At 36.0% G+C, this 14,593-nt stretch carries 14 protein-coding genes; 2 read left to right on the forward strand and 12 right to left on the reverse strand.

Going from position 1 to position 14,593, the window contains the following annotated elements:
* Nucleotides 1-74 precede the first annotated feature (74 nt).
* Together MKY90_RS15410 and MKY90_RS15415 are read right to left on the reverse strand one after the other, a co-directional pair.
* On the reverse strand, nt 75-2,231 hold the full coding sequence (locus tag MKY90_RS15410; protein ID WP_172796639.1) for a peptidoglycan D,D-transpeptidase FtsI family protein: 2,157 nt from the start codon (nt 2,229-2,231) through the stop codon (nt 75-77).
* Between the two features lie 225 nt (nt 2,232-2,456).
* Nucleotides 2,457-3,182 (reverse strand): NAD-dependent protein deacylase, encoded by a 726-nt coding sequence (locus tag MKY90_RS15415; RefSeq protein ID WP_016101121.1) that lies wholly within the window; start codon nt 3,180-3,182, stop codon nt 2,457-2,459.
* A 287-nt stretch (nt 3,183-3,469) separates the two neighbouring features.
* Between MKY90_RS15415 and MKY90_RS15420 the strand changes: the two genes are divergently transcribed.
* Nucleotides 3,470-4,957, forward strand: a complete 1,488-nt coding sequence (locus tag MKY90_RS15420; RefSeq protein WP_016101120.1) for a peptide MFS transporter — start codon at nt 3,470-3,472, stop codon at nt 4,955-4,957.
* A 493-nt stretch (nt 4,958-5,450) separates the two neighbouring features.
* Here the strand turns inward: MKY90_RS15420 and pcp are convergent, their stop codons facing one another.
* From pcp to MKY90_RS15465, 9 genes are all read right to left on the reverse strand, one after another.
* Nucleotides 5,451-6,098: a pyroglutamyl-peptidase I gene (gene pcp, locus MKY90_RS15425; protein WP_016101119.1), complete on the reverse strand. Its 648-nt coding sequence runs from the start codon at nt 6,096-6,098 to the stop codon at nt 5,451-5,453.
* Nucleotides 6,099-6,114: 16 nt separating this feature from the next.
* Nucleotides 6,115-7,077, reverse strand: coding sequence for a DUF979 domain-containing protein (locus tag MKY90_RS15430; RefSeq protein WP_016101118.1), 963 nt, complete (start codon nt 7,075-7,077; stop codon nt 6,115-6,117).
* 1 nt (nt 7,078) lies between these two features.
* A complete protein-coding gene (locus MKY90_RS15435; protein WP_000593391.1) occupies nt 7,079-7,774 on the reverse strand; it encodes a DUF969 domain-containing protein in 696 nt (231 codons plus the stop codon).
* Nucleotides 7,775-7,808: 34 nt separating this feature from the next.
* Nucleotides 7,809-8,582, reverse strand: a complete 774-nt coding sequence (gene pxpA, locus MKY90_RS15440; protein WP_016101117.1) for a 5-oxoprolinase subunit PxpA — start codon at nt 8,580-8,582, stop codon at nt 7,809-7,811.
* 18 nt (nt 8,583-8,600) lie between these two features.
* The gene (locus tag MKY90_RS15445; RefSeq protein ID WP_016101116.1) at nt 8,601-9,590 is read right to left on the reverse strand and encodes a 5-oxoprolinase subunit C family protein; all 990 of its coding nucleotides are present in this window, start codon (nt 9,588-9,590) and stop codon (nt 8,601-8,603) included.
* Entirely contained in the window at nt 9,581-10,294 is a 714-nt protein-coding gene (gene pxpB / locus MKY90_RS15450) for a 5-oxoprolinase subunit PxpB (protein ID WP_078184901.1), read from the reverse strand. Before pxpB ends, MKY90_RS15445 begins: the two co-directional genes overlap by 10 nt.
* A 14-nt stretch (nt 10,295-10,308) precedes the next feature.
* On the reverse strand, nt 10,309-11,061 hold the full coding sequence (locus MKY90_RS15455; RefSeq protein ID WP_016101114.1) for an IclR family transcriptional regulator: 753 nt from the start codon (nt 11,059-11,061) through the stop codon (nt 10,309-10,311).
* Nucleotides 11,062-11,218: 157 nt separating this feature from the next.
* Nucleotides 11,219-11,770 carry a signal peptidase I gene (lepB, locus tag MKY90_RS15460; RefSeq protein ID WP_002013664.1) on the reverse strand — a complete coding sequence of 184 codons (552 nt, stop codon included), beginning with the start codon at nt 11,768-11,770 and terminating at the stop codon, nt 11,219-11,221.
* 23 nt (nt 11,771-11,793) lie between these two features.
* Nucleotides 11,794-12,471, reverse strand: a complete 678-nt coding sequence (locus tag MKY90_RS15465) for a copper homeostasis protein CutC (RefSeq protein WP_341091770.1) — start codon at nt 12,469-12,471, stop codon at nt 11,794-11,796.
* 187 nt (nt 12,472-12,658) lie between these two features.
* Between MKY90_RS15465 and MKY90_RS15470 the strand changes: the two genes are divergently transcribed.
* Nucleotides 12,659-13,129, forward strand: a complete 471-nt coding sequence (locus MKY90_RS15470) for a hypothetical protein (RefSeq protein ID WP_016101112.1) — start codon at nt 12,659-12,661, stop codon at nt 13,127-13,129.
* Between the two features lie 182 nt (nt 13,130-13,311).
* Here the strand turns inward: MKY90_RS15470 and MKY90_RS15475 are convergent, their stop codons facing one another.
* Entirely contained in the window at nt 13,312-14,460 is a 1,149-nt protein-coding gene (locus tag MKY90_RS15475) for an acyl-CoA dehydrogenase family protein (protein WP_016101111.1), read from the reverse strand.
* Nucleotides 14,461-14,593: the final 133 nt, after the last annotated feature.

Consider the following 14,593-nt stretch of genomic DNA (forward strand, 5'->3'; position numbering starts at 1 on the left):
AAAATATATCACTGCACCTGTTCATTTGCGCAGTGATATACTACAATTTGAATTTTTTACTGTGCCTTACTCGGCTATTGTGTTACTGGGACTGGACTTACACCCGATCTCTGCGTTTTTAAATCAAAATATGCATCCAAAACCTCTTTACCAATTGCAGAATTAATACCTGATTTATCATTATTTACCCATGGCACAACAACAGAAAAAGCAACTTCCGGATCAGCATCATATGGCGCATACCCGGCGAGAGTTAAATTATAACATTTTTTTCGATAGTTGTTTTCATCTCTTCCAATATCACTTTCTCCACCGTACACTGTTTCTGCTGTTCCTGTTTTCCCAGCCGGTTTATACGGTAAACCTTTAAAAGTTCCAGCACCGGTCCCATCTACCTCTTGGAAAACTCTTCTAAACCCTTCTTTCACATGATTTATATATGAAAGATCCATATCCACTCGATTTAACACGACTGGTTCCATCGATTGCATAACTTTCCCGACTTCCTCTGGTCTATTCGGTTGCTCTCTAATTTCTTGTACAATTTGTGGTTTCATTCGGTAACCACCATTTGCAATCGTTGACATATATTGCGCAAGCTGAAGCGGCGTATATGTATCATATTGTCCAATGGCATAGTCAAGTAAAAAACCAGGTATATTATCTGTTCTACCCATTTGACCAATCGATTCATTTGGAAGGTCAATACCGGTTGGTACACCTAAACCAAATTGTCTAAAGTAATAGCGCATTTTATTGAATGTTTCTTGCCTAATATCTAACGGATTGTTTGGTACATAATCAATCCCCGCAATCTTTAACGCCGTATTAAACATGTAGACATTGGATGAAACTTGCAATGCTCTTAAATCATCAATATCTCCAAAGTCTTTCCACGATTTCTTCGGCTTCGAACTTCCTTTAAAGTACATTGGTGCATCAAAGAAATGCGTATATGGCTTAATAGCTTCTGTTTGATATCCCGCTAATACCGTAGCTCCTTTCACCGTTGATCCTAACTCGTAAGAACTTATCATCGTTCCTAAAGCGTAGTCTTCTATTTGCATCCCGCCATCTTTATTTACAATTTTCTTTCCTGCTAATGATAGAATTTGACCATTTTTCGGATTCATCATAACGACGAATGCACGATCCATCATCGGTTCAGAAGAATGAAATGCCCTTAAATTCCTTTCAAGACTTTCCTCCACCTTTTTCTGTAAATCCATATCAACTGTTAACATTAAATTATTTCCACTTTTTCCTTTTGTCACTTTTTCAGTCCGAATAATATTTCCAGCTTTATCCGTAATATTTTTAGACTGTTCTTTCGTTCCATGTAACACATCTTCGTATTGTTTTTCGATGTAACTCTTACCAATACGATCATTTCGGTTATAATCTCGCACTAAATAATAGTCTAATTGCTCCCTTGGTAATCCCTCATTCTCAGTAGAAACACTACCAAGTACAGAACGTAGTATTTTGTCATTTGGATATTCGCGCTCCCAATCCACAGTCGTATCTACGCCTGGCAAGCTCGATAATCCTTCACTCACTACTGCATATTCATTTTGACTTACATCTTTTTTGACGATTTGTGGCGTCATTTTATATCCCGCATTCATTTTGCTTTTAATTGCTAGTACTTCTATATCCTCTTTCGAAAGCTCGTTTAATTCTTCTTGTGTAATTCTTTCTCGTCTCAACTCTTCTACTTTCTTATCTAAGTCTTTCCCTTCTATTTCCTGTTTCCTAAATTTACTCTCATCTTCTTTCGTTACTTTTGTTGCTGCACGTTTTTCATTTAACTGCATCCAAAAATCTTTTTTATCTGTCTCTGTTAACTTGTCCATATCTTCTTGCGGCATTTCAATTAGCTTTGCTAAATTTCTTGCCACTATTAAAACCTCTTTTGAGTCCACTCCTTTCATCTTCGTATATGTAACAGTTCGTAACGGTTTATTATTTACAATAACTTTCCCTTCCCGGTCAAACATCTTCCCTCTCGGAACTGGAGTACTCACCGTTATATCTTCCTTTTTATTCACTTCATTTCGATACGTTTCTCCGTCGATGATTTGTACTTTACCTAATTGAATAATAATAGCTGAAAATAAAAGAAAAACGATAAAAAATAGTACATTTAACCGAAATGGAATATGAGTCTTTTTCTTTTTCGACTGTTTCTGTTTCTCCTTTTTCTGTCTCATTTTGCTCCCTCGCTTCATTCTATTAACATTTCTACGCATGAACCATTATGTATTAAATTTATTTATATGCTATATATAGAATTTTATATTAATTACAAAAGAAATAAAAGATTTAATTTTCAGTTTTCGATTTTTTCATCCTATTTATTACCATTCCCCTTATACGCAATAACATGAATATAATTCATACAAAAAAACTGAGGTGGACATCATTCACCTCAGTTTCTTTACGAAAACAAAAACTTATTTAATCGAAGATAACCCTTTGGCAAATTCACCAATCTTATTTTGAAAAACAAAATCAAAATTGTATTCTTGCCCTGTTAACTCTTCATTTACTAAAATTGTTGTTGCGCCTATTTCTCTCTTTGCGATTTCTGGGAATGAAGCGACAGGTTGCACTTTTAATGACGTTCCCATTACGAGAAGTACATCTGTTTCATATAAACGTTTTATTGCATTTTGATATTGTGGTAACGTATCTCCGTATAAAACAACATCTGGGTTTAGAATGAAATTACACTTCCCGCAACGCGGTACTTCATGATCAATCATATATTGTAAATCATATCCCGTTTTACACTTCGGACAATGTGCAGTTTGAAGTGTTCCATGTAAATCAATTACATGTTTACTACCACCTACTTGATGCAAACCATCAATATTTTGCGTTAAAATCGTTATGTCTTTCCCTTGTTCTTCTAGCTCCGCTAAAAAGTGATGCCCTCGATTTGGTTTATATTGATGAAACGTATTAATTTGAAAGATTTCTTTATAATGCTTCCAAAACTCTTTCGGATTTCTATTATAATAGCCTCTCGACAAATACATCTCTACATTCGCATCAGCATATAATCCATTTGCTGAACGAAAATCTGGGATACCACTTTCCGTACTTGCACCAGCACCTGTTAACACTGTAATTTTCTTCGCTTTTTCTAAAATTGAACGTACTTCTTCAAATTGCACAAAAATCACCTCTAAGTATATTCCTAAACTTATTATACCAGTTGTTTACAATAGTTGTTGTACAATTCATTTTACTTACTTCATTGCATGAATTAACCCCCAACTTTTTTGGGTGTAATTAAAGTTTCAAAGATAACTACTGTTCAATTAAAATAAAGTTATCATTTAGAAAGCAGCCAGAAGGCTGCTTTTCTTCATCGGTAGGCTTAGATAGTTATGGACTACTGGGAGCCTCTTAAGTTATACTTGTATAATATAAAAAATTAACAAGGGGTAATATTAACATTATGAAAGAAAAAAACGAACTTGTTCAAAGTATTCCTCAAACAGGATTTTTTGGGCATCCAAAAGGATTATTCTCTTTATTCTTCACTGAGTTTTGGGAAAGATTTTCTCATTACGGAATGAGAGCTATTTTACTGTATTATATGTACTATTCAGTCGCAAAAGGTGGATTAGGAATTGAACAATCTACCGCAACCTCGATAATGGCAATTTACGGTTCCTTACTGTTCATGTCTAGTATTATCGGTGGATGGATATCGGATCGTTTATTTGGTCCAAGTAAAACCGTATTCTTTGGTGGCGTTTTAATTATGATTGGCCATCTTATTTTAGCTTTACCGGGTAGTAAAAGTGCGTTATTTATCTCTATGGTCTTCTTAGTTCTAGGAACAGGGTTGTTAAAGCCTAACATATCGAACATCGTAGGAAGTTTATACAGTGAAACAGATGCGCGTCGTGACTCAGGGTTCAGTATATTCTACATGGGTATTAACTTAGGTGCCTTACTTGCACCTTTAGTTGTCGGAACATTAGGTCAGCAATATAATTTCCACCTTGGTTTTGGAGTTGCGGCAATTGGTATGGCAATTGGGTTAGGGGTATTTGTTGGAACAAAACAGAAAAACCTTGGTCTAGTCGGTACGCAAGTACCTAATCCATTATCAGATTCGGAAAGAAAAAAGACTATTAAGTATTTCAGTGTTGGTCTAGTTGTATTAACATTGCTAGGTGTGGTTACAATTCCAACTGGGTTGTTAACTATAAATCGTTTTACATTCCTGATTAGTATCTTAGGGATTGTTATTCCAACCTATTATTTCATTTATATGTATCGTAGTCCTAAAACAACAAAAGTAGAGCAATCTCGTCTTCTTGCGTATATACCACTCTTTATTGCAGCTACAATATTTTGGTCTATACAAGAACAAGGTGCTATTATCTTAGCGACATACGCGGATCAACGAACTCAATTACAGTTCAATGGAATTACATTGCATTCCGCTTGGTTCCAATCATTAAGTCCAATCTTTATCGTAACGCTTGCCCCGATTTTTGCATGGGTTTGGATAAAGTTAGGCAAGAAGCAGCCTTCAACGGCAAAAAAATTCGCTATTGGATTGCTATTTGCAGGTTTATCATTCTTAGTTATGATTATTCCGGCTTTAATCAACGGTACTCACTCTTTAGTGAATCCTATGTGGTTAGTCCTTAGCTTCTTTTTAATTGTAATTGGAGAAGTTTGTTTATCTCCTTCAGGGTTATCAATAACGACGAAGCTGGCTCCAGCTGCTTTCTCTTCGCAAACCATGAGCTTATGGTTCTTATCAACTGCGTCTGCGCAAGCAATAAATGCCCAAGTTGTTAAACTGTATAATCCTGCAACAGAAGCAATTTACTTTGGTATTATTGGTGCTATCTCCATTTTAGTTAGCATCCTGCTGTTTACATTATCATCAAAAATCCAAAATTTCATGAAGGGACTTCAATAACGGTCTCTTATTGAAATGAACAAATACAAGTTTCTATGTGAAGAGTAGCCAAATGGGTTACTCTTTTTTGTAAAAGTTAGATAAACATCGCATTCTTACCGTACTTATATTTAAATTTATCAGTTTTGAAAAATCATAGTACAATTAACAATTCTGATGATTATCTCTTACCCAGTTATACTTTACTAATGGAAAAAAATTCACTCTGTTTGTTTTACATAAAAATGGTGTGATATTTTTATCACACCATTTTAAAATCATTACTTTGTATGTCTTTGAGTTTATCAGAACTTAACTTTTTATCCATTCATATAGACGAAAATTCTACATCATTAAGAAACTATTTAAAAAGTTCCCTTTTATTTGGAACAATTCCATATTTGTTAGAATACTCCCATTGCAACCTTTCCCTTTATATTCTATACTGCATCTTCAATTACAAAATACAAACACACAAAGAGGGCTGCATCAGCCCTCTTTAATCTACTACTATTTAATGCGTCGTACCCCCAATTTCCACAATATCCACCTCAACTTCCATCGCTACCTCAATTGCCAATTCTATACCTTTACTAATAGTAGAAAGTGACATACTCGGTTGACCTGGATAGTTGCTCGCTTGTTCTGGTAAGAACGGAATATGAACAAATCCGCCTTTTATTTTCTTATCGTTCTTCTCTAGTTCGTGCATGAGTCCATAGAATAAATGATTACAAACGAATGTACCTGCAGTTTGTGAAACAGATGACGGTATACCTTCTTCGCGAAGTTTTTTCACGATTGCTTTCATCGGAAGTGTAGACCAATACGCAATAGGGCCTTCTTCTACAACCGGCATATCCACCGGCTGATTCCCTTCATTATCAGCAATTCTTGCATCATCAATATTAATTGCTACACGCTCTATCGTAATATCTGGTCTGCCCCCAGCTTGTCCAATACATATAATCATTTCAGGCGACAACTCTTCTATATACTCTTTTAATACTCTTATTGATTTATGAAATACGGTTGGAACTTGTTTACTAATAATCTTGTACTCTCCGATTGTTTTTTCATGCAAACTTTTTGCGACTTCCCAAGCTGGGTTGATACTTTCTCCCCCGAACGGATCAAATCCTGTTACTAATACTGTTTTCATAGTTTCACTCTCCTAATTAGAAACGATATACAAGGCCGTACATTATAAACATATTTATGATAAAAATTGAAAGAGCAATTGGTACTTGCGCTTTAATGACTGCATTTTTATCTTTCAATTCTAAAAGCATCGCCGGAACAATATTAAAGTTTGCCGCCATTGGAGTAAGCAGCGTTCCGCAATATCCAGCAAACATACCGAGTGCTGCCATAATAGCTGGATTCCCTCCGTGCATTTGTACAATTAAAGGTAAGCCAATTCCGCCAGTAATTACTGCAAACGCCGCGAAGGCATTCCCCATTACGACTGTAAAGAGCATCATTCCTAAACAATACGCCATAACAGCAACGAATGGATACTCTGTCGGTAACACTTGTCCGACTAAATCTGAAACAACTTGTCCCACGCCAGACTTCGCGAAAATACCGCCAAGTGCTGCTAACATTTGTGGTAAAATAACTGCCCAACCAACTGCTTGTAGTAACCTACTTCCTTCTTGAACAGGCGTTGTTATTTTTGATTTTGTAATACGCATCGCCGCAATGAATGCGAGTAATGCTCCTAACGCTAATGCAACTAATGTTACTTTATCTGGATCAACAAGGGCGACATTTCCCCATTTGATTTTTCCTAACGTTAACGTTCCGATAATTGTAAAAATAGGTATTAATATTGCAGGCATAAAAATTTTATTTTTTAATTTCTCAGCATGTTTCACACGTTCTTGTACTGGTACTTCTTTCTCCTCGGATTTTGTTACTTTATTTAATGAAGCCAAAACAACCATAACAAGCACAATACAGCCAACATAAAACGAAGGGATTACATTTCCGAATAAAAATGTAACTGCAAACAATGCCCAAAATAAACTAGAACCGAATCGGTTTGGATGTTCACGATCAAATGCAATACGAACGGCGATAAATGCAACGATTATACCTAATACATAATAAATTGTATCCATTGTTATGATGTTCATCTTATATAGCCTCCTTCTCTTGTTTTTCTTCTGCTTTCATTGTTTTCTCTATATACTTATCAAACCTTCTAAACCTGATCCAGCTCACAATAAGGGCAGATATCGCAGTTGGAATGCCCCAAAGCGCCATATCCCATACACCGACATGCATACCTACTGAATCGAAGAACCCTTTCATTAATAAAATGGCACCAGTTGCGATAAAAATATCTTCTCCGAAAAACCAAGCTGTGTTTTCCGCAGCTGCTGCATTTGCTTTAATTTTTTCTCTCAATTTTTCAGGGAGTTTACCATATTTACCTTGCGCAGCCCCTTCTGCCATCGGCGCAACAAGCGGTCTTACCGTTTGTGCATGCCCACCAATATTCAGTCCAAGTGCTGCTGATGATTCTCTTATCGTAAAATATGACATTAATACTCTTCCAGTTGTTGCTCCTTTTGATTTCGTTATAAGTGCTTCTGCTCTTTCTTTTAAACCATAACGCTCTAAAATTCCGATTACCGGTAAAGTTAATATGATTGGCATAGACATATATCTGTTTTCTATGAAAAATTTACCGAACATGCTAATCACATCATAAAAACTTAAGCCTGAAACCATACCAGTAACAATACCCGCAACCATTACTACTAACAGTGTATTTAGTCTAAATAAAAACCCAACTGCAACAAGTAGTATCCCAATTAATTTAATCAATTTTAACACTTCCTCTCATTTTTAATCCCGCTAATTAAAGTTTCACTTTATTTGATGCGCATATAGAAATGCCATTGAGTTTGAATGTTCTGTATATTTTTTCCGCAAATTGGACTGCTTTCTCTCCATCCCCGTGTAAACATATCGTTTGCGCTTGAACTGCTACTTTTCCTCCATTAACTGCTTCTACATACCCTTCCTTCACCATTTGAAGTACTTGTTTTATTGCTTCATCTTCATTTTTTATAAGAGCATTTTCTTCTGTACGGCTCGTTAAAGTTCCATCCTGCTTATACGTGCGATCAGCAAAAGCTTCTTGTACGAGAGTTATATTATATTTTTCTGTTGCCTTTATAAACGCCTCACTATTCGCTAATCCGTAAAGTAATAATCCAGGGTTAATATGATAAATTGCCTTTGCGATTGCATCTGCAATTTCCGAATTAGTTGCCGCCATATTATATAAGGCACCGTGCGGTTTTACATGCTGCATTTTCCCTCCAGCAGCTTTAACAAATCCTTCTAATGCGCCAATTTGATATAAAACATAATCGTATACTTCACTTGCTGAAACATGCATGTTCCTTCTTCCAAATCCAATTAAATCAGGAAATCCAGGGTGTGCCCCTATTGCTACATTTTGCTGCAGAGCTTTTTCAACCGTTTGCCTCATAACGGACGGATCACCAGCATGAAAACCACAAGCAACGTTTATAGAGGAAACGAACGGAAGAATTTCATCATCATTCCCCATTTTATAAGCTCCAAAACTTTCTCCTAAATCACAGTTTAAATCGATCGTAGTCACGATGTTTTCCTCCTAATCTCAGCTTCGTAAAGCGATGAATTTCTTTAATAGACTCATACTTGTTTCCTGCTTTATATATAATTGTGCAGCTTCTTCCATAGTTATTTTTTCAAAAGTTACATAGTCTCCTGGTTTCAGCTGCGCTAGAAGAGGTAAATCTACTGAAATTACATTTCCAATTCTCGGATAACCACCTGTCGTTTGTCTATCCGCCATTAATATAATAGGCTGTCCACCATTTGGTACTTGAATTGTTCCGAATGTAACTGGGCTCGATAAAATTTCTATCTCTTCAACTCTATTTAAAACATCTCCGTCAAGCCTATATCCCATGCGATCAGCATAATTGGACACTTTATACTCTTTCGAAAAAAACGACTTTATACTTTCTTCTGTAAATTGATCATATTCAAAGTCTGTTATGACGCGAAGAATAGGATACTTCTTATATTTTGGTAAAGCATTGTTACAAATTGCCCACTTCTTTTTTATACGCTTTTCTTCTTGTAAATTTTGAATGAAACGACTTGCAACTTCTGCCCCTGTACCAATTTGAAAATAATCTCCTTTTTTCAGCATTCTCCCTTCAATACCGCCAAGAGCAGCACGTATGTAAGTACTTTTACTTCCCATCGTACGATCAATATTTATACCACCCGCAAAAGTCACATACGCCCTGCAACCGCTTTTCGCTTTTCCGAGACAAAGCATGCTTCCTTCTTCAGCTAATATAGGGCGCCATAATGGAATGCGTTCTCCATTTAACAACGGTTCCATATCCGCACCGCCAATCGCGAGCAAAGTCGTTTTCTTGATTAACAATTTAGGTCCCATTATTGTAATTTCGAGTCCAGCCTCATTCTCCTCATTACCTACTAACATATTAATCATCCTGAGCGCATTTTTATCCATAGCCCCGCCAACAGGTACACCGTATTGTTGATAATGAGATCGTCCTAAATCTTGGACTGTTGTAAACATTCCTGCATGCAAAACCTCTACATCCATTCTTTAGCCCCCTCAAGCGATACGTACTCTTCCTTTGTTATTGGTATAAACCGTAAATACATACCACTTTGAATATATGTTGGTGTTTCTTCTTTTGGATTAAACAGAGAAATAGGTGTTCGGCCGATAATATTCCAGCCTCCTGGTGTTTCTAGCGGATAAATACCTGTTTGATTTCCGCCAATACCTACTGAACCAGGAGCAATTTGTAACCTAGGTGTTTCTTTTCTAGGTGTTTCTAGTTCTTTCGGTAATCCGCCTAAATACGGGAACCCAGGTGTAAAACCTAACATATACACGAAATATGTTGTTTCACTATGTATTCGAATAACATCCTCTACTTGTAATCCTTGATAATGCGCAACCTCTTCTAAATCTGGTCCATATTCTCCCCCGTAACACACTGGTATAGAAATATGTTTCACATCTCGGTTCACTTCTTCTTTATATGAATCAGACAGCTCCCGTATATACTGGCAAACGTAATCATATGGTCTTATATTTCTATCATTTTTCATCCATACTTCGTACAAATTGTAGTACACCGCTAATGAAGTAAACGACGGAACGCATTCAACCATTCCTGCAAATGGATGCCGCCTTAGCGCTTGAAATAACCGTTGCACTTTTTCATATATATCCATCCCAATTTCTTCACCAAATGTAACAATAATTGCTTGATCCCCTAACGCAGAAAATTTCATCCCACTCCCTCTTTCTATGCCAAAAAGCCGAGTTCTTTCGAAATGCGGTATGCTGTTTCTTTCACTTTCGCAGTAAAATATGAAATGTTACTTTCGCTATACTCAATTGCTAATCCCGAAATACTAATGCCGGCTACAACCGTTCCATCACTTGCAAAAATTGGAGCTGCTATAGCCGCTGTATGATTTTCTAATTCAGAGTAGCTAATTGTGTACCCTTCTTTTTTCGCCATATGTAATACTTCTAACAAATGCTCCTTATTCACGATTGTTCCATCTGCAAACTGCTTTAAATCCGTTTCCTCTACGTACTTTCTTTTCTCTTCCTCAGAAAAATACGATAGTAAAATTCTAGGACATGCACCCGCATACAGTGGTGCCCTTCTTCCAACCGCCGTATAAACACGTACTGGCTGAACTCCCTCCATCTTCTCAACGTAAATTGCGTCATTACCATCTTGAATAATTAAATTTACTGCCTGCCCTAAACTATCCCTAAGCTCTTTCATATAAGGAATCGCGATATTTCTTACGGATAACCGTTGTGAAACAAGTTGACCAAATCGTAAAAAAACGACTCCGAGACGATACTTTCCCTTTTCTGTTTTTTGTAAAAAGTCCATTTCTTCTAACGAACCAATTAAACGATAAACAGATGTTTTCGGCATATTCGTAAGCTGAACCATCTCTGTCAAACTTAGCTCCTCATGCTCATAAAACAACTCTAAAATATCCATTGTCTTAACTGCCGTTTTATTTATACTCATCCTATCTCCTTCTCGTTCCGAATTTCGGAACTTCAATTCCGTTTTTCGAAACAAACATATAATTTAAAATTATAAAATATTCTTTCAATTCTATCAATATTTTTTTTACAAACAAAAAAAGTATGGAAGAATATTTCTCCCATACTTTCGCTTTACTTTATAACGCTCTCACTTGTTTCAACGGCCAGAAAACAGCTTGTCCTTTTCCGACAATTTCATCTTCTGAAATAAATCCAAACATACGACCGTCTTTAGAAACTTCACGATTATCTCCTAAAACAAACACTTGGCCTTCTGGCACTTTCGTTTTCCCTGTGATTTGTTCTAACGTAAAATCAGGAGTTAATACACGACCAGACGCCTTTTCTTTAAATTCTTTTAAATACGGTTCTTCCATCGCTTTTCCGTTTACATATAAAACATCATCTTTATACTCAACTGTATCACCCGGTAAACCAATTACTCGTTTTACTAAATCGTACCCTTCTTTTCCGTGGAAGACGATAACGTCAAAACGGTCTAATCCACTTATACTATAACCAATCTTATTCACGAGAACTCGTTCGTTATTTTCTAAAGTGGGCATCATCGATTCCCCTTGTACTAATGAAGGTGTAAATAAAACACCGCGAATAATAGCGATTAATACAAGGGTAAATCCTATCGTTTTAGCCCATGAGAATAATTCTTTCTTCGTATTTTCCTTCATCGTTTCTCCTCTTTCTTAAGTGTTTATTTTATTATTTGAACTAATTCTTGTACTAAATTAGGATCAATTTCAGAAAAACATGATTTCCCTTCTCTTACCGCTGTACCGACATGAGCTTGAGAAATTCCAGTTTCATCTAGCAATTGCTTTACATTCTCTTTCGTTACTCCACTTCCGACAACAAGCTGTATATTCCCTTCACTTTCCTTCTTCATCTCTCGAAGCACCGGAATATTATCTACTACATTTCCTTGTCCGCCTGAAGTTAACACGTGAGTAACTTTATTGAATTTTTTCAAAGCTTTCATCGCTTCTACTGGATTTTCTGTATCATCTATCGCACGATGATACGTTACATTTATTCCATCCACAACAGATAATATATCTGCTAATTTCTTTTCATCAACTTCATTTTGTACGTTTAATACACCTAATACAACACCAGCAGCTCCAAGATTTTGAGCAACTACAATATCTTCTTTCATCATTTCAATTTCTTCTTCCGTATATGTAAAAGACTTCGCATGCGGACGAATCATAACATGAACTGGTATTTGCACTGCATCTACTGCTTTTTTTATAAAAGCATAGCTCGGTGTTAAACCACCTTCTGTATATGATGAAATGAGTTCAATTCGATTTCCACCAGCCTTTTCAATTCGCTTCACATCTTCTAAACAAGTTGCAATAACCTCTAGCATGAGATAACCTCTTTTCGTACTTTTTTCTTATTATACAGTAGGTGAAATAAGAAACATAGCATTCCACTATAAAACTATAAAAAGAAGAATGAAAAGAAAGATTTATTGAATTGATAATAAATATCATATATGTTATGTTTTTCTTAAAATTATACATTCTTATATTTCCATAAAAGGAGATGAATATATGATTCTTACAAAAAAAAGGTTCGTTATCTCTAGTTCATTTATTGTAATTGCATCACTTTGCGCGATTACTTTATTAACAAAACAAAATACAAAACTAGATTCCTCAACTTCAAGTATAGAAACAGAAACGATTACCCTTTCATCAAGCAATAAAGAAGAAACTCAAACCTTTCGTTCATCTTCATTTAATAACTCAACTGTATTCAGAGGCGATACTGGTACAGACTTTGACTTTAGTGGCCAAGGTGACTTACATATTGCAATTAAAAATACTAGTACAAACAGTTTTACCTATTCAATTAAATTCAAAGAAGATCGTTTAGTCAAACACACGTTACAGCCAAATGAAAGTGAATCCTTTCCTTTACGTTCACTCATCGCCAATCCTTTACCAGGTGAGTATTCATTATTTGCACATAATCAAGACGGTTCTGAAAGTAGTATGAATCTTGAAGTGCAGCCACAATAGAACAAAATAAAAAGGCTATCCTCTTATCAAAAGAATAGCCTTTTTATTTTGTAAAACGAGAATTCCCTCTTCTTTGAACAATGACATAATACATGGAATTATATCAACGATTCAACATAGAATACCGATTCACCTACAACGAAAAGCCTGTTCCTGAACGGAACAGACTTTATATTTCTTCATTACGACCGAAACGCTGCATCCGCCAGCATAGATAGTGTTGCATCATCCATCGGCGGATTGTGTAGTCCTGCTCTTACGTTTAAATAATAACGATGAAGCGGATTTTTTTCTGATAAACTTTTCGCCCCGACAATACGCATTGCTTTATCTACAATAGATATCGCCGCGTTCGTTACAACATATTTTGCAGCTGCTAGTTCGGCTTGCAATGATAATTTATCTTCTGCCTCATCGTATTTTTTCGCAATTTGATATAAAAAGACACGAGCTTGCATAAGCTCAAGTTCTAATTCTCCAACTAACCTTCTAACATTCGGTAATAAACTTATAGAATGATTTAAACTGTTTGGCTTGTATGATACCGCAAACTGAACTGCATAATTTTTTGCTGATTGTGCAATTCCTAAATAACATGCTGGTATATGTAGCAACCAGCCAATACCCTTAGCTTTAACTTTTGAACCCTTTATATCAGTGAAAAAGCGATCTGGTATCTCTACATTTTGTAAAACGAGATCATGGCTCGCAGTTCCTCGCATTGCGATGCTATCCCACGTTTCTTCAATTGTCACGCCTTGCGTATTCTTTGGAATGACAAACTCTCCGATATCTTCCTGGCCTTCAATACTTGCTGAAATGATAAAATAATCAAGTACTGGTGCCATTGTCGTAAACGTTTTTCTTCCATTTATAATCCACTTCTCACCTTTTTTGACAGCTAACGTCTCTGGTTTCCCGCCGCGCGTAGGACTACCTGTATTCGGCTCTGTCGCTGCTCGATTAAAAAGCGCACCATTACGTACTTCTTCACAAAACCAAGTGAACATTTCCTCATTCCAAGAACGATTTTCAGCTAATTCCTTTACAATGCCAAGGTGCCATCCAATCGATAATGCGGTAGCACCGCAGCCTTCTGCTATTTTCTCTTGAAATAAAACGAAGTCATATAAAGAAATCGCATTGCCTCCCAATTCTTTTGGCAACGTTAATTTCGTATATCCGATATCTTTCAAATTATTAATATTTTCATACGGAAATGATCCTAATTCACTTAGTTGATGCTCCCTTTCCATGAATTTCGGAATCAATTTATTTATTTTCTCAATAACTAAAGATTGTTCTTCTGTTTCAACAAATGAGAGTGCCATACATAATCTCCTTTATGTCCGATTCATAAACCGTTCATTTTGTCATTATGATTATATGAAGTTACTTCTCTATTGTTTCACTATTCCGATAAAAATACAATGCTTTTGAACAATAAGAAAAGTTCCTATAAAA

It is taken from the genome of Bacillus sp. FSL P2-0099 (assembly GCF_038007445.1).
Lineage (GTDB): Bacteria > Bacillota > Bacilli > Bacillales > Bacillaceae_G > Bacillus_A > Bacillus_A mycoides.